The sequence below is a fragment of the Planktothrix pseudagardhii genome (assembly GCF_904830925.1).
GTDB lineage: Bacteria > Cyanobacteriota > Cyanobacteriia > Cyanobacteriales > Microcoleaceae > Planktothrix > Planktothrix tepida.
The window spans coordinates 3,958,060-3,977,061 of the sequence record NZ_LR882967.1; the positions used below are offsets into that span (position 1 = coordinate 3,958,060).

Genomic DNA, 19,002 nt, shown 5'->3' on the forward strand with positions numbered 1-19,002 from the left:
CTATGAATCAGAGTTTAATAGCAGAAGCCGAAGCTTGCTTTCAACAATCCATTCGATTTTATAACGGTAAACCAGTCGGAACCGTTGCAGCGACTGAAAAGGTGTTAGTCGAAGAACAACTTAATTATAATGAATGTTTTATTCGAGATTTTTTTCCCTGCGGGTTAGCTTTTTTAATGCAGGGAAAACGAGACATTGTTAAAAATTTTTTAGAAGTTACTTTAGGTTTACAATTAGATTGGGAAAGCCCAATTAAAGGAGAAGGATTATTTGCAGAAGTGCGCCAAGCTCTTTTGACTCAAGACCCTCAAAATGAGGAATGGGTTAGACCCGGACAAGGGTTAATGCCTGCTAGTTTTTTAGTGGTTAATCAACAGGAAATTAAAGCTGATTTTGGTCAACGTGCTATTGGTCGAGTGACTCCCGTTGATTCAGGATTATGGTGGATTTTTTTATTGAAAATTTATGAAAAAGCCTGTGATCAAGCTAACGTTCCCGAAGAAAAAATTGCCCATCGTCCTGAATTCCAACGGGGAATGAAATTATTATTAGATTTATGTTTAGCGAAACGCTTTGATATGACCCCTACCATGTTAGTTCCTGAAGGAGCATTTATGATTGATCGACGCATGGGGGTTTACGGTCATCCTATCGAGATTCAAGCTTTATTTTATATTGCTTTAAAAGTAGGATTAGAATTATTAAATCCTGAAGATATTCAACTTTTAGACTTGGAAAATAGATGTCATCGATTAATCAAGTATATTCGACATCACTATTGGTTAGATCCGGGTTTATTACGTCGAGTTTATCGTTATCAAACTGAAGAATTTGGAGAAACGGCATTAAATAAATTTAATATTTATGCGAATACGGTTCCCGGTTGGGTTTTACGATGGTTAGATCGCAAAGGCGGCTATTTAGTTGGAAATGTTGGAGTCGGTTGGATCGATTTTCGGTTCTTTACTCAGGGGAATTTATTATCAATAATTAGTTCTTTAACTACTCCAAAACAATCCCAAGCCATTTTGACTTTAATTGAGCAACAATGGTTAAGTTTAATTGGAGAAATGCCGATGAAAATTTGTTATCCTGCTGTCAGTGGTCGAGATTGGGAAATTATTACCGGATGTGATCCCAAAAATGTTCCTTGGTCATATCATAACGGCGGAAATTGGCCGGTTTTAATGTGGTCATTAGCAGCAGCATCAGTCAAAATGGGTCAGGCGGAAATTGCGACCCATGCGATTACAATTGCTGAAAAAAATTTAATGAAGGATGAATGGCCAGAATATTATGATGATGAAGATGGAAATATTATTGGTCGTCAAGCAAGACTCTATCAAACTTGGACAATTTCCGGCTATTTAGTGGCTCAATATTTACTCCAAAATCCTCAATATTTAGACCTAATTTCATTTTCAGCTTCACCTGATGATTAATAGAAATTCTATTTTGAATTTCCAGATCAATTAGACGAATGCAAACTGATCCGCTATGATAGACCCAACCTTACAAACTTACAGATTGGAAAGGTCACAGCCATAACAGACTCGAAACCCCCAACTGTTCGTTTCACTTCCGTTTAGGACTGAATTATGAAAGCACAAACCTATGATCGCATTAAAACTTTAGTGGATATTCCCGCAGATTTTGGAAAATCCCTGATTCCAAAAGGCACAATTGGAACGGTTATTGAATGTTATGAACGACCCAAAGAAGGGTATGCGGTTGACCTAACAATTTTGAGTGAAACTGGAGAACCGGGTTTTGAATATGAAAGTGTAATCCTATATCCTGATCAATTTTCAGTTGTGATTGATACACCAGAAATGGGGGCTTTTATTTCTGCTTTTGGGGATATTAGTTATGAAGTTCCTCAAGTCGTTCATGAGCAATCTAATTCCTCAGAATCTCCCGAAAATCAGGCAAATCAAGAGTTATCTTAAACGGTAATTCGAGAAACCGGGTTTCTCAACTTCTCCTATTAATATCACCTTCTGAATACCAGTCAGGAACCCGGTTTAGGCATTAAAAATCCAGAGAAATAATCAAGGAAAACTTACCCTATGAAACGGACATTAAAATTTGGTTTAAGTTTATTTTTAATCGGGCTAATTTTAGCGATCGCCCCCCAAAGCTTAGGATTATTTAACCCAGAATTTAACCTCAGAATTCTCCATACCAATGATCATCATGCTCATTTAGACGCGATTTCGACAAAGGAAACACAACTGGGGGGAATTGCTCAACGGAAAACCTTAATTGATCAATTAAAATCGGAAAATCCTAGAGAAACACTGCTCTTAGATGCAGGTGATATTTTTCAAGGAACTTTATATTTTAATCAATATTTGGGTCAAGCAGATTTATCCTTTTATAATCAGATGAATTATCAAGCTGGCACCTTGGGAAACCATGAATTTGATCGCGGACAAGGCATTTTAGCTGATTTTATTAAAAAAGCGAAATTTCCCCTTGTTTCTGCTAATCTAAAAGTTGCCGATTATTCCCCTTTAAAAAATTTAGTTAAACCTTGGATAATTCTATCCGTTAATGGAGAAAAAATCGGAATTTTTGGCTTAACCGTAGAAGAAACCGCTAAACTTTCAAGTCCAGGGGAAGGCGTGAGCTTTACTAATACGATGGAAGCGACAAAAAAAGCTGTTGCAGAATTAAAGCAGCAAGGGATTAATAAAATTATTGGTTTAACTCATATTGGGTTTGAATCTGATTTGAATTTAGCCAGAAATATCGATGATATTGATATTATTATTGGCGGACATAGCCATACCCCTCTCGGTTCTATGCCGAATGCAACACAACCCTATCCTGTTGTTACTAACACACCCAATGGTAAAACTGTTTTAGTTGTTACAGATTGGGAATGGGGGAAATATTTAGGGGATTTAAAAGTTAAATTTAATCGCCAAGGAGACGTTATTTCGTGGCAAGGTTCACCTCATGCTATTGATAATACAATTCCACCGGATGCCAGTTTTGCTAAACAATTAGAAGCCTTTTCAACGCCTTTAGAAATTTTACGTCAAACCATTATCGGCAAAACCGATGTTCTTTTAGATGGAAGTCGAGATAAAATTCGTACCCAAGAAACAAATTTAGGCAATTTAATTGCTGATGCCATTTTAAATAAATTCCGACCCGATGGTGCACAAATCGCCATTGTAAATGGCGGTGGAATTCGTTCTAGTATTCCGCCGGGACAGATTAGTGTTAGTCAAGTGATTGAAGTGCTTCCCTTTGGTAATACTATTGGTCGTTTAGATTTAACCGGAGAACAAATTAAACAAGCCTTAGAACATGGTGTGAGTCAGGTTGAATTAGGAGAAGGGAGATTTCCCCAAGTCGCAGGATTACGGTTTATTTATGACCCCAAAGCGCCCGTTGGTTCTCGCGTTCTGTCTATTTTTGTTGTTGATCAAACTGGACAAGAAAAACCCCTGAATTTAACTACAACCTATCGAGTTATTACCAATAGTTTTATGCTGAATGGGGGAGATGGTTATGAAGTTATGAAAGCCGGAAAAAATTCTGTTGATACGGGGTTTTTGTTTTTGGATGTCGTCATTGATTATATTAAACAACAATCTAATATTAATGTGAAATCCGGCGATCGCATTATAGTCAAACAATCCCTGTAGGAGAGTAATAGTAGGGGAATATGAACGATTGTTTCTTGTTCCCTATCTCCACTCTTATCCTCATTCAGTCAACCCTAATTTAAGATTGAGTATTTGATTTTAACTTATTATTGGGTGTTAATTCAGAATTAGTCACTAATGCGCCATCTTCCATGTGAAGAATGCGATCAGCAACATCCAAAATTCGATTATCATGGGTAACAATTAAGATAGTACAACCCTGTTCTTTGGCTAAGGTTTGCATTAAATTAACTACATCTCTTCCCGAATGACTATCAAGAGCAGCCGTAGGTTCATCGGCTAAAACTATCGGGGGATGACTGACTAATGCACGAGCGATCGCAACTCGTTGTTTTTGTCCTCCAGAAAGATTATCAGGATAATAATTTAAGCGATTTCCTAACCCCACTTTTTCTAACATTGCAGTGGCTTTTTGCTGCATTTGGTAACGAGAGAATGCTCCTTGAACTTCTAACCCCATTTGCACATTCTGTAAGGCGGTTAAGCTCCCATGTAAATTATGAGCTTGGAAAATATAACCTGTATTTCGTCTAGCTTTAACTAATTCTCCTGCACTAGCACCTAAAAGTTCTCGTCCTAATATATTTAAACTTCCAGACTGTACAGAACGTAAAGCACCAATTAAGGTTAATAATGTGGTTTTTCCTGAACCAGAGGGGCCAGTCATAATCACAATTTCACCAATGGTAATTTCTAAGTTAATATCAAATAAGACTTGTTTTTGTAATTGCCCTTTTCCAAAATAATGATCTAAATTTTGAATCGAGATCGCTGGATTACGTTTTGTGGACTCTTGAATATCTTGGATTTGAGTTTGCATGGAGTTAACCTAAAAATGGATATTTTTTTAGAAACGAAACGGTTAATGTTACGACAGTTTACCGAACTGGATGCAGATTTTTTATGGAATTTAGATAACGACCCCAGGGTGATGAAATATATTAATGGCGGACATCCCACACCCAAAGAAGTCATTCAGACTCAAACATTACCGAGATTTATAGGATATTATAGCAGATATCCTTTTTTTGGGGTTTGGGCTGTCATTGAAAAAGCAACCGGAGAGTTGATCGGTTGGGTACATTTTTTTCCAGCCATTGATCATCCTTTTGCAGTAGCATTAAATCTAGTACAACCCGATGAAATTGCGTTAGGATATCGATTAGTTTATCAAAGCTGGGGGAAAGGCTACGCAACGGAAGCTTGTCAAATTTTAATCGATAAAGGGTTTTCAGAATGGGGCGTAAAACGAGTTATTGCTTGGGCATTAGTGGCTAATCAAGGTTCAATTCGAGTCATGGAAAAACTAGGATTAACTTTAGAAAAACAGTTTAGATTTAGTGAACATCAACTCCCTTATTCGAGTTTTGAAGAACGTCAAGCGGTTAAATATAGTCGAGGTAGATAGATACCGAAATATTCTCAGAAACGTTGTTTCTGCGATAACTTTTGTATTTTAACAAAGATGTGTTCAGAAACCCCGTTCAAAATTACACAATAACGGTTTTTATAATCTATAATAGATATTATCAAATCTAGCTGGAATAAAACTAATGTCAAATCAAAGCCTATACAGTATTAGTCTGGAAAATCAAGATATTATTATTAAATTGAATCGCGAGATGGTAAATTTGGAGTTATTAACTCAATTTTTAGAATATCTTGAGTTAGAATCAATTCGTAATCGTAGTCAACTGACAGCAGAACAAATAACTAACCTGAGTCAAGAAGTTAATCAAGAAGTTTGGGCTAACTTAACGTCTAAGTCTTGGGTTAGTTAATTATGTTAACTCAAAAGCCAATTATTGTTGATACCAATATCTTGTTTTCTGCATTACTGAGGGAAAATTCTCGTTTCAATGAATTATTGGTAACTTCAGAGTATACGTTTTTTGTTTGCGAACTTGTATTTGTAGAACTATTTAAGCGCAAGGAAAAAATTATTCAACTTAGTCATTTAACCGAAGAAGAAATTATTCAAATTTATTATATTTTGCTAAAACGTCTTCATCTGTATAAAGAAGATTTAATTAATTTAGAATATCGTAGACTAGCTTACGAACTATGCCAAGGTGTTGATGTGAGTGATACCCCTCATGTAGCATTAACGCTGCAATTGAATGGATTATTATGGACTGGAGATAAAAAATTAAAACTAGGCTTAAAAAACAAAGGATTTGAACAATTTTTTGAACTCCAATAAAAGATCAACCCCGTTCTTTTACTCCTCATTCACAACGAGACACTTAGAAGTAAGAATCAAAAGATATCAGCCGGATCGGCGGCTTGTAATTTACGAGTGGCGATCGCACCGGATAACATACACATAATAATCGTTAATACTAACACTTGAATTGCTCGAAATAAGGTCATATATAACGGTAAATTTGTAGCTTGTCGGGTTAACCGATATAACCCTAAAGAAATCGTAGCACCGGGGATAAAACCTAATATTGCTAAAATAATCGCTTCTTCAAATACAATTCCTAATAAATAGGCATTTCTAAATCCCATTGCTTTAAAAGTAGCATATTCGGGGGTATGGTCAGCAACATCTGTCGCCAAAACTTGATAAACAATAATCACCCCAACCACAAACCCCATTGCTGTCCCTAAACTAAACACAAATCCAATGGCGGTATTTTTTGACCAATAATCCTTTTCAAAGGCTAAAAATTGTTCATTGGTTAAAACTCTTACATCTTTGGGTAAATAATTTTGTAAATCTGTTGCGACTTTTTGGACATCATAACCCGGTTCAACTTTAACCAGTCCAGCACTAATTCCGCCCGGTTTTCTCCGGGGAAATAATCGTAAAAAATTGCGATCGCTCGTTATTAATGTACCATCCGCCGCAAAGGAAGCCCCCACTTTAAATAATCCCGCAATTTTAAGGGTGCGTTTTTCTAATTCCGTACTGACAATTTTACCTTGATCAACTTTTTCAATGACTTCTTTATAATCCCCCCTTGAAGACCGATCAAATAAAACCTGATCAGGGAGTTTAATCACGTCTAAATTTTGTTGAACTTCGGGTAAATTAAAAGCCGACTGACGGGGATCAAATCCGATGACTAAAATCGCTGTTTTTTTACCTGTTTTGGGAGTTTTCCAATCGGAAAAATTAACATATAAAGAGTCTGCGGATTTCACCCCCGGAACATCCATTGCTTGATATAAACGCCGCCGGGGTAAGGTTGATAAATTAACTAAATTTCTGGCTTGGGGACTAATAATAAAAATATCCGCATCTAAATGGTTATGCAAGCGAGTATTACTATCATATAATGCCGTTTGAAACCCCAATTGCATAAAAATCAAAACATCCGCAAAGGCAATTCCTGATAACGCCACTAACATTCGAGCTTTATCATGACTTAATTGCAACCATCCTAACGGTGTTCTATTTGTTAATCGTTGTATAAATCCAATCATAATTTCAGTTATCAGTTATCAGTTATCAGTTATCAGTTGTCAGTTGTCAGTTGTCAGTTGTCAGTTGTCAGTTGTGAGTGTATAGTTGATATAGCAATCTTAAATCAGCTTGACTTTGTTATTGCTTAAGCTTGGATAGTCATTAACCTGATAGGTTTCTTCCAACAATCTTACAGGGATTATTATAGTTAATGATTGTAAATTCTGGATAGCAAACTTAAAACTATACACTGATAACTGATAACTGATAACTGATAACTGATTACTGATTAATGGTGACTTTTACTTGTAAATTCGTTAAACTCTCGGCTTTTTTGCTAGAAGTTTCATCTAATTTAACGCGAACTTCTATCACTCTGGCATCAATATTTGTCGTCGGATCAATATCTAAAGCACTTTGTTTTTTGACCCTTAACCCCACTTCTTCAACCGTTCCTTTTAACGCTTGGGGTAACGCATCCGCCGTAATAGTTGCGGTTTGTCCGGGGCGAACTTTAGGAATATCGCTATCATAAATTTCTGCAACGGCATACATTTGTTGGGTTTGTCCCAATTCCAGAATGCCTTCATTAGAAATCAGTTCTCCGGCGTGGGTATTCACCTCGATCACCCGTCCAGCTTGGGGCGATCGCACATAAGCTTGTTCTAAGTTCGCTTCAGCTTGTTTAACAGCAGCTTGGGCCTTGGTTAACTCACTTTTGGCTAACTGGACATCCACCGGACGAACTTCTGCAACGGCGGTTAACGTCGCCTCCGCTTCAGCAATTTGTCGGTCTACGGTGGCGATAGTGCGGCTGAGGTTCGCTTGGGCTTCTCGAATTTGTTCTTGACGGCTGGTAACGGTTTCGTTGAGGTTGGCTTGGGCTTCCTGTAAGCGTTTGAGACTGGTTTCAGCTTGCAAACATTGACTATCCCGATCTTGGGCAGATACAGCCCCATCAGCATATAAGGTTTCGTAGCGTTGACAGTTGGTTTCAGCGTTGTTGAGTTCCGCTTGAATACGGTCGAGGGTGGCTTCTTGGGCACTGCGTTCTCCCCGGAGTTGGGCTTCTAAGGTGGCAATGGCAGCTTTTTGGGTCATGATTTGCCCTTCTAACTCCGCTTGGTTGCCCTGAAATCGGGCTTTTTGGGCTTCAATATCTCCTTGTTTTGCCCCGGCTTGAACTTGTTCTAAACGGGCTTGGGCGACTTCCACTTCTGTTTTAGTTTGTTCTAGGGCGGCTTGCAGTCGATCTCGACTATCCAAAACGGCGATCGCTTTTCCCGCCTCTACCCAGTCTCCCTCTTTCACCAATAATTGATCCACCCGACTCCCTTGGTTGGACTGGGGGGCTGACAGTTTAATAATCTCCCCTTGGGGTTCTAACCAACCCAACGCCGTCACCGTTTTGATTTCTGGGGCGAGGGTTTCAGGTGTAGCTACAGGTTCGGCGGGAGTAGGGCGATATCGCCAGAAGGTATAGGCCGTTAAACCACTGATCGCTAGGGTCGTTGCCGCAATCAAAATCCCGGCTTGGGGGAATTTCGGGGCTGAAAGTTTACCAACTGTCGCTTCGCGCACCATAATTGTGCCTCCCGCTTCCACTCATACTAAACTGTTTAGTTTAGTATATCACAACTTCTCTTCTGTGAAGGTGAATAAGTATGAATTTAAGTAAAAAAACTTATCGGGGACTGAAAACCCAGGCTTCTCAGAAGTGAAAACACCTCTGTAAAGCTTGATCCAGGATCAGGAATAACGGATGGCGAGAAATGATTCTGTACAATGAAGGCAATAGCATTTAATAAGAGAATTAATGAACCCCGTGGAACAAACCGAACTCTCTCAGATGGATAGTATTGGCGAGAAAGCAGAACAGATTTTTGAAGGGGCACTGCAAGAATTTTTAGTGCATGGCTATGCTGGAACCAGTATGGATCGGGTTGCGTCATCGGCGGGAGTGTCGAAAGCAACGGTTTATAACCATTTTGGGGATAAAGAAGGGTTATTTATTGCCTTAGTCAAACGATTAGCCCAGAAAAAATATTACATTCTTGTTGAGTCTCAAAAAGCGGAATTGATGCAAGCTGAACCTAAAATTGTGTTGAGGCAACTTGCCAATACTATTTTAGATCATTCCATGCAAGATCAGGAATATTTAGCGTTTATTCGCTTAGTGATTGGAGAATCTGGGCGGTTTCCAGAATTAGCTAAAACCTTTGTCCATAATTTAGGAAAACCGGGAATTCAAGTGTTAACCGAATATTTAACCAATCAGCGCTATATTACAATTGGTGATCCTGAAGCCATGGCACGAGTGATTATTGGAACCTTAGCCCATTATGTGTTATTGCAAGAAATTTTGCAAGGTAAAGAGATTGTTCCGATGGAACGAGATCGTATTATTAATACGTTAGTAGATTTAATTATTCCTCAGCCGACACCTGACACTTGAATGCGTTTATGACTCTATCTTCTTTACAACTTTTGATCCTCGATGATGACCCTATTTTTCGGATGGGGTTGCGAACAGCATTAGAACCTTTTTCAGATTTAGAAGTCATCGCAGATGTTGGAAGTCGGGATGCTGCATTACAGGTGTTAGTCAGTCGCAGTCAGAGCAATATTAATGCCACTCATCAAAAACCTATTGATTTAATTATTTTAGAATTGGGGTTTAAAATCGAGAAAAATCCCGAAATTAAAACTCATCCTATCCTCGATTTTTGTCAACAGTTAAAAACAGAATATCCTGACGTTCCGATTTTATTATTAACATCAATTAAACAATCTAATTTATTACTAGCAGCCCAAAAAATAGGGGTAGACGGTTATTGTTATAAGGGAATTCCGGTTATAGAATTGGTTCCAGTTATTCGCCGAATAGCAACGGGAGAACGCTATTGGTTGGAATCTTTAGTGGCATTAAATCGAGAACCAGTTGCTGAAATCGTATCTCGAAAAACCGGATCTTTTTTTAAGCAAGTTCAAGGGTTTTTAGTCCAACCCGGACTTCGACAAATTGAACAAGCGATCGCCGAAGTTAACCAAGAAATTCAACAAAATTTAGAGGCATTAAATCAACAGGATAAAATTGCAATTATTAATCAATTTATTCTCACCGGGAAACGGCGAGAACTGTTCGTTGCACGTTGGCTAGTTAGTCAGCTTTTACTGGATTCTCCTTCTCTCACGCCAGAAAATTCTGCTTCCATTTCTCCTGATAATTTCCCCGTTTTCAATCGTTCTAAACTCGAACCTAAAAACTCTAATTCAGAAGAAGCCTTAGTTCTCAATTCTAACTCGATTAACTCTCAGAATTCAGCGATTGTAGTCAGTGATTTAAAATCCATTTTGTTTGATAAAACTGTCATGAAGTTACAGTCAGGATTAATTAATGCCACGGGAATCCCCTTAGAAATTGATATTTTAAGATTATCTAAAAAGCGAGAATTATTATATATTTTATTAAAACAATTAGAAAATTTATTGGATGAATTAATATTATCGGATGTTCAACCTGAACAACTCCCAGAGAAAGTTCCTGATTTAGTTCAAGATTTCTGGGAAGCTGCTATTTTAGATTATTTTGGGAAATATTATACTCTGAACATGAACAACCAAGATCTTGAAATCGTTCCGATTTTATTAAAAGATGCTAATCTGATTCAACGGGATATTTTAAATAAAATTCCTCTAGTAACAGAGTTATTTGAGCATTTATTATTCCAAACCCCCTTAACTATTGATAATTTATCCTGTCCGGCTGGAAGTTTGGAAGCCATGCAACGTTCAGAAGCATTATTACAAAATTTATTAATTCAAGTCGCCAATGCGGTCATACAACCTTTACTCAATTATTTTTCTGATTATGAAGAAATTAAACTCAAATTTTATGATCGGCGTTTATTATCAACCCGTGAAATAGAAAAATTCAGAAATAATTTATCCTGGCGATATCGTCTTTCTCAATATGTAGCCGAACCTAAAGCTATTTTTGAAAGTTCCTATTTACTCTTTATTTTAGGAGAAAGAGGCATTCAAAAACAAGTCATTTATTCTCCCCGCAGAGAGGAATTAGAAAAATTATCAGGAATTCCCTTAGCCGTTACATTAATATTAGAAACACGAGATGCTGTTGCTCCTCGTCTGCGTTCGGCTGTTTCTTTTGTGGGTAGTGGAATTATTTATATTTTAACGAATGTTGTCGGTCGAGGCTTAGGTTTAGTTGGAAAAGGGATTTTACAGGGGATTGGAACATCTTTTCAGGATAATCGCATGGGGAAAAAGTGATAGAATTGTTGATTAGTTATGAAAACTGATGAAATTATGTCTTAGTTGCTGTTTCCCACCAACTCCGTAAAGGATGATTTCTATGGGGAATATAGCGTCCTTTAACTTGGATATTATCAAGTATAGACCGTAATTCTTCTGAATTAAGATTAGCTGATTCTGACCAATATTTAATGATTTCTAAGGTTGAAAAAATCTGTAAATTAAGTGCTTCTTTTTCAAAAAATGCGATCGCTTTTTTATCATCTGTTGCAATAGCCCATCCTCGATGAGCAGCGATCGCACAAGTTGCAGATTCACCATCATCTCCCAGTTCAAACGCATAATTAATAAAGGTTTCTTCCTCTGCTTCTGATTCAAAATCTACAACAAAAAGTAAACCTTGTTCAATTGCAATTTCTAACTGAGTTGCATCTTCATTTTCCTGATTTTCAAGTCGTCGCAGGGTCAATAGTTCTCGTTCTTTGACCACTTCTGTTACCAAAACTTGGGCAGGAATAGCCTTTAATATTGATAGGAAATTGCCCGACGCGCAAAAGTTCAAAATACAACAGGTATCAAGAACAATATGGGAGCTTTTAATAAACATAAATAATTCTCCCAAATCCTACCCTTGACGTAAATCTAAATGAGCAATTTCCTCCATCATTCCACTTGAATGCTGCCGTAATATCTCTGCAATACGACGAGTTTCTAAGCGATCAACACCCAGGAAATCGGCAAAACGTCCTTCAGTGATCAGCCCTTGATCAAACGCTTCAATTGCAAGGTATTGATAGTGAATGGTAAGCATATCAGTGCGCTGTGGAATTTCTTCTAACTCAAGTTCCTGTTGAACTTTTCTTACTTTTAATCCGCGATCGCGCAGTCGCTCTACAGTACCAGAAGGGATCAATTTTATCGATTCTAATCGATTACCCAGGGCTTCAATAGACACCCCATAATAATGAGCCAAGGTAAATAAATTAGTTGGAGTAAATTTGCCGTGAGTCTGGTACATATCATTAAACCGTTTCAATAAACCACTGGTTGGCATTAGAAAATGGTCAGGGAAACTGTCAGCTAGTCGTTCAGTATCTGGCTTTCTTTGGTATTGATTTTCATAGTCGAGTACAGGTTTACGTCGATGGGCAAGAAAATGAAGATATTCATGAGCTAATGACCAACGCCGTCTTTCCTCTGGGTGTTTAGCATTAATCGCAATACAGCCACCCAGTTGTTCATCATAGCTGTATAAACCTGAATATTTGGATGGCATTTCTAAATAGAAAATACGCAATCCTACACTCTGTTCTAAAACATCCCGAAGAATGGGAATTGGACTGTCACCGAGTCCTAATCGTTGACGTTCTGCAATAGCAATACTTTCTGCTGCTGCCTCTATGGGCATATTTGTGACATCATATTCTTGAGGATAATTCCGAGGAAGAGGAGCATCCATAATTTTCTCAAGTTCTAAATAGTTTTGACAGAGTTCCTCTAAGCGCAAAATCGCAGGATTAATTTGGGCTTCCTCTGTCTCACTACGTCGATAAGCTGCGCGAAATTGAACCTCAAAAGGCTCGATAATGGGGCTTTGTCGAACAAAATTACTAACAGCTTGCCCATAAGCACGAGCCAGTTTAATAAGTTCGTTGGGTTTAAGGCGACGTTCTCCTTTTTCAATTGCAACAATAGTTGTTCTTGCAGCATTAATAATTTGAGCAGCATCAGCTTGAGTCATGCCACATTTCTTACGAGCTTGTTGCAGTCGTTCACCCAATTGGCGGAGATCAATTTTATCGAGAATGTTGACAGTCATAATATTTTTCCTTTAACTTGACTGAACAGTAACTAGACGGTGATCTGATATCTGCTTATTATTTTCTTGATCTAAAGTAATATATTTTCTGCTCTAACACTTTGATCCAACCTGGGACTACCCCCCCCAGGGCTGTTTCATGTTTGAAAATTATAGCCTACTTTGGGGTCATAATTCTCAAACATGATAGCTATTTTCAGAAAAATTAATAGGGGATATAATTCATATTATATATCAGTTATATTCACTATTGATCTAAACAGCAGAAATATTCCTATTCCCTACGGAGTAAAACTTACGTTTTTAATTCTTATCTATTTTCTCTAAATTAATCGCTCTATTTTTTAAGTTTTAACGTGGGGATCAAGAGATAGCCAGTAATTTCTCCCACTGATTTCCTAACCACCTTCTTCCCTCTGTTATTGATAACAATCCTAAACCTCTGAAAAGATTCAATCCTAGGGTGTTGAGCAGTGCCCAATTAGTCGCCGCTTGTACTTGATGAATTTTCATACTATCCTCTTTAAATAACACATCTTTTACCCAATAAACTTGATTCTCAATCCCCCAATGCCCTTTAATCTTTTGGGAAAAAAATTCGGCTTTTTCCCAGATACTACTTATATAATAAACCGTTTCTCTATAAGGCTTTTTTCCTCTGTATCCCCACCGCTCTACCTGAATTATACTTTGAATATGTTCCCAAGGGCTTTCAATTTTTATCGATTTTTTAAACACTGATACCCGACGAGTTATTTCTCGTCTATGACCCCGCTCTTTTTGAGTATCTATACTTTCAGCTTTTGTCGTCTTTATGATTTTTTCAATTTGATTATACAGCTTGATTTGATTCTTCTTAACAGCGATTAAATAATCGTTTCAACTCTCCATAATCTTTTGTGTTGTGGTGACATTACAATGTAACGCATCCGCCGTTATTAACTTTCCTTTTAGACCACATTTTCCTATTATCTCTTGGGCTACAGCTTGTTCTGACCCCGTTTTACTCTCGAACTTTTCCGTCGCTAATACTAATCCGGTTTCTTGACTAAATAGAGATACCATTATTACCATGTTTTGTCGCTGATTTCCGGGGAATTTTACCGTACTTCTTAAGCTTTTTCCATCGATTGCTAATCCCTCTATTCCCTTTAATTTAGGAGAATTCTCTGTTGACCATTTTTTTACTATTCTGCTTAAATCTTTCTCATCTACTCCTCTCATTACTCTCCTTATTGTTGAATAAGATGGCATTTCTTGGCTATAGATATTGAATGTTCTTTTCAGGATCACTTCGTTGGCTTTGACAAAATATCCCATCTCTCGATATCCTTGGTATCCTGACATCACCCCTAAAACTACTACTAATAACACTTCCCATAACCCATACCTTTTTCCCTGATTTTTTCGGAAATCCTTGACTTCTTTTAAATTTTCTATTAAACTTTTTAGCATCTTTGATTTTATAAAAAATGGCGATCGCTCTTCATTTTATCAGGCTGCGATCGCTATCTCTTTACTCTTTTTCATCCGACTTTGAAACAGCCCTGCCCCCTCACCCCCCTGATGGGTTACTCCCTGCTCCCCAAATCTTCAAGATAGAGGGAAGATAAAAGACACAAGGAAGCATTTAAGTTTTGTTTGCATTTACCAAAACTGCTTCCTAGATACTGTGCAGATTGTTCAGGATTTGATGAGGTTGTTACGACCTTCTCATATTACTGTTCCGTTCAATCAAGGCATCTATTTTGATAGCCATCAGGGGTCATTTCATGAAAAATATTCTTGTTGTTTTAGGACTGGTTGCTTCCACAAGTTTTACCATGTTCTCCATTTCTTCTGCTCATGCAGTCCCGTCCAAATCCGAGGTCAATAAAACTACCATCGAGCGTTGGACAACAAATGATTACAAGGGAAAAAATGAGGATGGGGAAGCCGAAGACATCGATACGAAAAAAGCTAAATAAATACCCCTAACGCCAACTTACTCCTACGCCAATGCGATCGCAACCCTGCCGTTTGGCTTCCTGTAGAGCCTCCTCAGCAACAGTGATTAAGGGATCTGGAGGTAAGTCAGGCAGAGGAATCGCCGTTGCCACCCCTAAACTAAGCGTCAGGTAGGAACTAATCTGGGATTTAGGGTGGGAAATTTCAAGCTGCTTAATTTTAGCTCGAATCAGCTTGGCAACTTCTATCGCCCCCGAACTGCCCGTATGGGGTAACAAGATGGCAAATTCTTCCCCACTATAACGAGCCACTAAATCCGCCGGACGCTTAATGCAAGTGCTCATCGTTTGAGCAATGGTTTGTAAACAGATATCTCCCTGATAATATCCATAAGCTTCGTTATAGCCTTGAAACCCATCCACATCCCCAATAATTAGGGATAAGGGTATTTTTTCGCGGGCTAAACGTTGCCATTCTCTGAATAAATATTCATCAAAATAAGGACGGTTTGCTAATTGTGTTAAGGAGTCAAACCGACTCAAATGCTTTAAGTGTTCCGTTGTCGTTTGTAACTGTTGGTTAATTTGTTCGAGTTGTTGTTCTGCTTTCCGACGAGCCGAAATTTCTTGCTTTAACTGAAGTCTGGACTGTTCCATAGCCTTCTGATTCTGACAATCATGCCAAATATTTCTAATTCTTAAAATGACTTCTTCAGGATAAAAAGGTTTTCTAATTGAGTCACAATGAAGGTTGGGTTCTAACAGAAGAAAACGGCTCTGTTCAGGACAGGAAATCAAGAAAATAATAATAATATTCTGGCATTGATTGTGATAAAGCTTTAAAAAGATATCAAGACAAAATTCTTGATTTTGATACTCTAAATAATCTAAAAAAACAATATCAGGCAGTTTAAACTTTAACTCTTTTAATGCCACAGATCCATTTAAGGCAGTTCTAATAGAATACCCTTGTTCCACTAAAATTTGAGATAGATGTTGTACATCCTGGTCATGGGAATCAATAATTAAGCAATCTAAGAAAGGAGATACTGGGGCTGGCAAAATCATAAGTTTCATCAAATAAAATAGAGTTCAAAATCAGAATTGATTCAGATTGAGCCGATGCTTCTTCTTCAATACTCATGAACTCTTCAATGATCCAAAACTCCCTGATTCACACTCAAGATGACACCTACAAACCCAGGATCAGGGAAAACTTAAAGTTAATCTTGATTGTACTCTTTCCTTGATCATAGACCTCTTGCTGTTAATCTAACGAAACAGTGTGTGAGGAAATTAGGCCATGACGGTCAAAATTCTATCTTTGAGTAATGGTCATGGGGAGGATGCGATCGCAGTTCGGATTTTACAAGAACTTCAGCAACAACCCCACCCCCTAGAATTAGCCGCTTTACCCCTGGTGGGACTGGGACAAGCCTATGGTCAACTGGACAATGTACCGATTATTGGCCCGGTAAAATCTCTCCCTTCCGGGGGATTTATTTATATGGATCAAGACCAACTTTGGCGAGATCTCCAAGCCGGGTTATTTCCGTTAATTCTTCAGCAATATCAAACCCTTCGTCAGTGGGTCAAACAAGGGGGATTTATTCTCGCCGTTGGGGATATTGTTCCTTTGTTTTTAGCGTGGTTGAGTGGTGCTAATTATGCCTTTGTGGGGACAGCGAAATCGGAGTATTATTTGCGGGATGAACAGGGACAGTTACCCTTAACTCAAATGTGGCGATGGTATCGCTATTTTGATTCAATTTATTTTCCTTGGGAATGTTGGTTAATGAAAAATTCTCGCTGTCGCGGGGTATTTCCCAGAGATACATTAACGACTCAAACTTTACAGAAATATTCTATTCCAGCGATTGATTTTGGAAATCCAATGATGGATGATTTAGAACCCATAACAACCCGTTTTGATCAACTCACTATTGAACCGGAAGAAAAACAGCGATCGCTGGTAATTACCTTACTTCCTGGTTCTCGCCCTCCCGAAGTTTATCGCAATTGGGACTTAATTTTACAGGGGGTTCAAAATATTATTCAAGGGTTGACTGATCCCAATCAAGGTTTAATGCTTTTACCCGGAAATCATGTCCGTAGCTATCAACGGTTAGTGTTTCTAGCTGCGATTTCCCCCGGTTTAGAGTTATCCTCCTTTTGTGAACCTCTCACGGCTTTAGGGTGGCAAGAAAGCTCGGATTTAACCCAAGCTGATCTTAACTTTTATTGGGGTCATGGAGACTTAATATTTTCGTTGGAAAAGGCAACATTAATCTTAACAAATCAAGGGTTTAATGCGTGTTTAAGGTTAGCAGATGTAGCCCTTGCAATGGCAGGAACTGCAACGGAACAGTTTGTCGGTTTAGGGAAACCTGCGATCGCTCTTCCCGGTACAGGGCCACAATTTACCCCAACCTTTGCTGATAATCAACACCGTCTATTAGGGCCATCGTTAATTGTTGGGCAAAATCCCACAGAAATTCCTGAAATATTGCAATCGCTGCTTCGCAACCCGGATCGATTACAATTAATCGCAGAAAATGGCAAACGTCGCCTTGGACAGCCGGGAGCGAGTCGTCGCATTGCTGAATATTTATCAACAAATTTTACGGTTTAAGGCTTAATACGGCTTGTCTTAATTGTCCTTGATGCTGATCTAATAATTCTTGACTGGATAGGGCATCTAATCCTGTCCACTTCATCAATAACGCTAACTTCACCGATTTTCCACTTTTTTCTAATAAAATTTCGGCTTCTTCTCGATTAATTTTTGTTAAATCCATTAAAATTCTTAAGGCTCGATCTTGCAATTTTTTATTCGTTACTGCCACATCAATCATGCGGTTGCCATAGACTTTTCCTAACTTAACCATGACGCTAGTTGAAAGAATATTTAACGCCATTTTCGTCACCGTTCCGGCTTTTAATCGAGTTGAACCTGCTAAAATTTCTGGCCCTACTAATAAGCGAATATCCACATCTGCTTCAAATTCTACCTGGTCTACGGGAACACAGGCAATAAACACCGTTTTTGCCCCCCGTTGACGGGCAGCTTGTAACGCCCCCTGTACATAAGGTGTCGTCCCTCCAGCCGTAATTCCAACCACCACATCCTTATGGGTAATTTGCCGTAAGGCGATCACATTTGCCCCATCTTCAGCTTGATCTTCCAAATCTTCAGAACTGCGGACTAACGCCCCCGCCCCTCCCGCAATAATACCCTGTACTAATTCTGGGGGGGTGCAGAAGGTGGGAGGACATTCCGCCGCATCCAAAACCCCTAAACGGCCACTGGTTCCCGCACCAACGTAAAACAGTCGCCCTCCCTGATGCAAGGCGGCAGTAGTCAGGTCAATGGCTTGGGCCAATGATTCACGGGAACGGGCGATGGCCAGTAACGTTTGTACATCTTCCCGGTTGAACAAATCGACTAATTCTAAAGAACTGAGTTGATCTAAGTTCTGACTACTCGCGTTGATTTGTTCGGTTAATAAATGTCCCCGTGACTCCCACTGTTCCATATTTAACTCAACCTGTATGTAATCTGTATGATTTCAGCTACTCCAATATATCCAATTTCTGTCATCAGGTGATGGTTTTCGTTAACATTGAGTGATCAGCTAAACGAATAATATCAATTACAGCCTATTTTGCTATCATTTTTTTGATAGATTAAGCGCAAAAATCGCTATTATTTAAGACTTGATCAGCAAGACATTAATCAGGGATGCAATAGATCTCTAATCGAGATCAATGGAGGTTCCGATTTAACTGATCATTAATAAAACCTTTTTAAATTAGCAACTTGACGCGATTCTCCATTGCCCTTAATATAAGAAACAATACATT

General features: G+C 38.5%; 17 protein-coding genes and 1 pseudogene. 10 read left to right on the forward strand and 8 right to left on the reverse strand.

Translation table 11 applies throughout. The annotated features are described in order from the left end of the window. Positions 1-2: 2 nt before the first annotated feature. The 3 genes from NMK36_RS16840 to NMK36_RS16850 all read left to right on the forward strand — a co-directional run bounded on the left by NMK36_RS16840 (position 3) and on the right by NMK36_RS16850 (position 3,662). Positions 3-1,442 carry a glycoside hydrolase 100 family protein gene (locus NMK36_RS16840; protein WP_072719173.1) on the forward strand — a complete coding sequence of 480 codons (1,440 nt, stop codon included), beginning with the start codon at positions 3-5 and terminating at the stop codon, positions 1,440-1,442. Between the two features lie 156 nt (positions 1,443-1,598). Continuing rightward, the gene (locus tag NMK36_RS16845) at positions 1,599-1,949 is read left to right on the forward strand and encodes a hypothetical protein (protein ID WP_072719174.1); all 351 of its coding nucleotides are present in this window, start codon (positions 1,599-1,601) and stop codon (positions 1,947-1,949) included. Positions 1,950-2,069: 120 nt separating this feature from the next. Beyond that, positions 2,070-3,662: a bifunctional metallophosphatase/5'-nucleotidase gene (locus NMK36_RS16850; RefSeq protein WP_254174219.1), complete on the forward strand. Its 1,593-nt coding sequence runs from the start codon at positions 2,070-2,072 to the stop codon at positions 3,660-3,662. 79 nt (positions 3,663-3,741) lie between these two features. Here NMK36_RS16850 and NMK36_RS16855 read toward each other — a convergent pair whose 3' ends face one another. Continuing rightward, on the reverse strand, positions 3,742-4,503 hold the full coding sequence (locus tag NMK36_RS16855; protein ID WP_072719176.1) for a DevA family ABC transporter ATP-binding protein: 762 nt from the start codon (positions 4,501-4,503) through the stop codon (positions 3,742-3,744). 15 nt (positions 4,504-4,518) lie between these two features. Here NMK36_RS16855 and NMK36_RS16860 point away from each other — a divergent pair, with 15 nt between their 5' ends. From NMK36_RS16860 to NMK36_RS16870, 3 genes are all read left to right on the forward strand, one after another. Next, positions 4,519-5,091: a GNAT family N-acetyltransferase gene (locus NMK36_RS16860; protein ID WP_254174220.1), complete on the forward strand. Its 573-nt coding sequence runs from the start codon at positions 4,519-4,521 to the stop codon at positions 5,089-5,091. Between the two features lie 145 nt (positions 5,092-5,236). Then, a complete protein-coding gene (locus NMK36_RS16865; RefSeq protein WP_072719177.1) occupies positions 5,237-5,464 on the forward strand; it encodes a hypothetical protein in 228 nt (75 codons plus the stop codon). A gap of 2 nt (positions 5,465-5,466) precedes the next feature. Continuing rightward, positions 5,467-5,886 carry a PIN domain-containing protein gene (locus NMK36_RS16870; protein WP_072719178.1) on the forward strand — a complete coding sequence of 140 codons (420 nt, stop codon included), beginning with the start codon at positions 5,467-5,469 and terminating at the stop codon, positions 5,884-5,886. Positions 5,887-5,942: 56 nt separating this feature from the next. On the opposite strand, the gene devC is transcribed toward NMK36_RS16870, so the two are convergent. Next, complete coding sequence (gene devC, locus NMK36_RS16875) at positions 5,943-7,118, reverse strand: ABC transporter permease DevC (RefSeq protein ID WP_072719179.1); 1,176 nt, start codon at positions 7,116-7,118, stop codon at positions 5,943-5,945. A gap of 262 nt (positions 7,119-7,380) precedes the next feature. After that, a complete protein-coding gene (locus NMK36_RS16880; RefSeq protein WP_254174221.1) occupies positions 7,381-8,682 on the reverse strand; it encodes an ABC exporter membrane fusion protein in 1,302 nt (433 codons plus the stop codon). A 232-nt stretch (positions 8,683-8,914) separates the two neighbouring features. Between NMK36_RS16880 and NMK36_RS16885 the strand changes: the two genes are divergently transcribed. Then, positions 8,915-9,553 carry a TetR/AcrR family transcriptional regulator gene (locus NMK36_RS16885; RefSeq protein WP_186440353.1) on the forward strand — a complete coding sequence of 213 codons (639 nt, stop codon included), beginning with the start codon at positions 8,915-8,917 and terminating at the stop codon, positions 9,551-9,553. 8 nt (positions 9,554-9,561) lie between these two features. Next, on the forward strand, positions 9,562-11,391 hold the full coding sequence (locus NMK36_RS16890) for a DUF3685 domain-containing protein (RefSeq protein ID WP_072719180.1): 1,830 nt from the start codon (positions 9,562-9,564) through the stop codon (positions 11,389-11,391). Positions 11,392-11,425: 34 nt separating this feature from the next. On the opposite strand, the gene NMK36_RS16895 is transcribed toward NMK36_RS16890, so the two are convergent. From NMK36_RS16895 to NMK36_RS16905, 3 genes and pseudogenes are all read right to left on the reverse strand, one after another. Continuing rightward, positions 11,426-11,980, reverse strand: coding sequence for a hypothetical protein (locus tag NMK36_RS16895; protein ID WP_072719181.1), 555 nt, complete (start codon positions 11,978-11,980; stop codon positions 11,426-11,428). 18 nt (positions 11,981-11,998) lie between these two features. Then, positions 11,999-13,192, reverse strand: a complete 1,194-nt coding sequence (locus NMK36_RS16900) for an XRE family transcriptional regulator (RefSeq protein WP_072719182.1) — start codon at positions 13,190-13,192, stop codon at positions 11,999-12,001. A gap of 363 nt (positions 13,193-13,555) precedes the next feature. After that, a pseudogene (locus tag NMK36_RS16905) lies at positions 13,556-14,647 on the reverse strand (ISAs1 family transposase). A gap of 317 nt (positions 14,648-14,964) precedes the next feature. Here NMK36_RS16905 and NMK36_RS16910 point away from each other — a divergent pair. After that, positions 14,965-15,159: a hypothetical protein gene (locus NMK36_RS16910; protein WP_072719183.1), complete on the forward strand. Its 195-nt coding sequence runs from the start codon at positions 14,965-14,967 to the stop codon at positions 15,157-15,159. A gap of 6 nt (positions 15,160-15,165) precedes the next feature. Here the strand turns inward: NMK36_RS16910 and NMK36_RS16915 are convergent, their stop codons facing one another. Continuing rightward, on the reverse strand, positions 15,166-16,206 hold the full coding sequence (locus tag NMK36_RS16915; RefSeq protein WP_072719184.1) for a diguanylate cyclase domain-containing protein: 1,041 nt from the start codon (positions 16,204-16,206) through the stop codon (positions 15,166-15,168). Between the two features lie 235 nt (positions 16,207-16,441). On the opposite strand from NMK36_RS16915, the gene NMK36_RS16920 reads away from it, so the two are divergent. After that, positions 16,442-17,770 (forward strand): lipid-A-disaccharide synthase-related protein, encoded by a 1,329-nt coding sequence (locus NMK36_RS16920; protein ID WP_254174222.1) that lies wholly within the window; start codon positions 16,442-16,444, stop codon positions 17,768-17,770. On the opposite strand, the gene murQ is transcribed toward NMK36_RS16920, so the two are convergent. After that, entirely contained in the window at positions 17,760-18,674 is a 915-nt protein-coding gene (murQ, locus tag NMK36_RS16925; protein ID WP_254174223.1) for an N-acetylmuramic acid 6-phosphate etherase, read from the reverse strand. The genes NMK36_RS16920 and murQ overlap by 11 nt on opposite strands. Positions 18,675-19,002 lie beyond the last annotated feature (328 nt).

What these genes read in the sequence shown, in the direction of transcription:
- NMK36_RS16895 (WP_072719181.1), bottom strand. Translation starts at nt 11,980, where the DNA reads ATGTTTATTAAAAGCTCCCATATTGTTCTTGATACCTGTTGTATTTTG.
- NMK36_RS16890 (WP_072719180.1), top strand. Translation starts at nt 9,562, where the DNA reads ATGACTCTATCTTCTTTACAACTTTTGATCCTCGATGATGACCCTATT.
- devC (WP_072719179.1), bottom strand. Translation starts at nt 7,118, where the DNA reads ATGATTGGATTTATACAACGATTAACAAATAGAACACCGTTAGGATGG.
- NMK36_RS16845 (WP_072719174.1), top strand. Translation starts at nt 1,599, where the DNA reads ATGAAAGCACAAACCTATGATCGCATTAAAACTTTAGTGGATATTCCC.
- NMK36_RS16910 (WP_072719183.1), top strand. Translation starts at nt 14,965, where the DNA reads ATGAAAAATATTCTTGTTGTTTTAGGACTGGTTGCTTCCACAAGTTTT.
- NMK36_RS16920 (WP_254174222.1), top strand. Translation starts at nt 16,442, where the DNA reads ATGACGGTCAAAATTCTATCTTTGAGTAATGGTCATGGGGAGGATGCG.
- NMK36_RS16865 (WP_072719177.1), top strand. Translation starts at nt 5,237, where the DNA reads ATGTCAAATCAAAGCCTATACAGTATTAGTCTGGAAAATCAAGATATT.
- NMK36_RS16915 (WP_072719184.1), bottom strand. Translation starts at nt 16,206, where the DNA reads ATGATTTTGCCAGCCCCAGTATCTCCTTTCTTAGATTGCTTAATTATT.
- NMK36_RS16860 (WP_254174220.1), top strand. Translation starts at nt 4,519, where the DNA reads ATGGATATTTTTTTAGAAACGAAACGGTTAATGTTACGACAGTTTACC.
- NMK36_RS16880 (WP_254174221.1), bottom strand. Translation starts at nt 8,682, where the DNA reads ATGGTGCGCGAAGCGACAGTTGGTAAACTTTCAGCCCCGAAATTCCCC.
- NMK36_RS16870 (WP_072719178.1), top strand. Translation starts at nt 5,467, where the DNA reads ATGTTAACTCAAAAGCCAATTATTGTTGATACCAATATCTTGTTTTCT.
- NMK36_RS16900 (WP_072719182.1), bottom strand. Translation starts at nt 13,192, where the DNA reads ATGACTGTCAACATTCTCGATAAAATTGATCTCCGCCAATTGGGTGAA.
- NMK36_RS16840 (WP_072719173.1), top strand. Translation starts at nt 3, where the DNA reads ATGAATCAGAGTTTAATAGCAGAAGCCGAAGCTTGCTTTCAACAATCC.
- NMK36_RS16855 (WP_072719176.1), bottom strand. Translation starts at nt 4,503, where the DNA reads ATGCAAACTCAAATCCAAGATATTCAAGAGTCCACAAAACGTAATCCA.
- NMK36_RS16850 (WP_254174219.1), top strand. Translation starts at nt 2,070, where the DNA reads ATGAAACGGACATTAAAATTTGGTTTAAGTTTATTTTTAATCGGGCTA.
- murQ (WP_254174223.1), bottom strand. Translation starts at nt 18,674, where the DNA reads ATGGAACAGTGGGAGTCACGGGGACATTTATTAACCGAACAAATCAAC.
- NMK36_RS16885 (WP_186440353.1), top strand. Translation starts at nt 8,915, where the DNA reads ATGAACCCCGTGGAACAAACCGAACTCTCTCAGATGGATAGTATTGGC.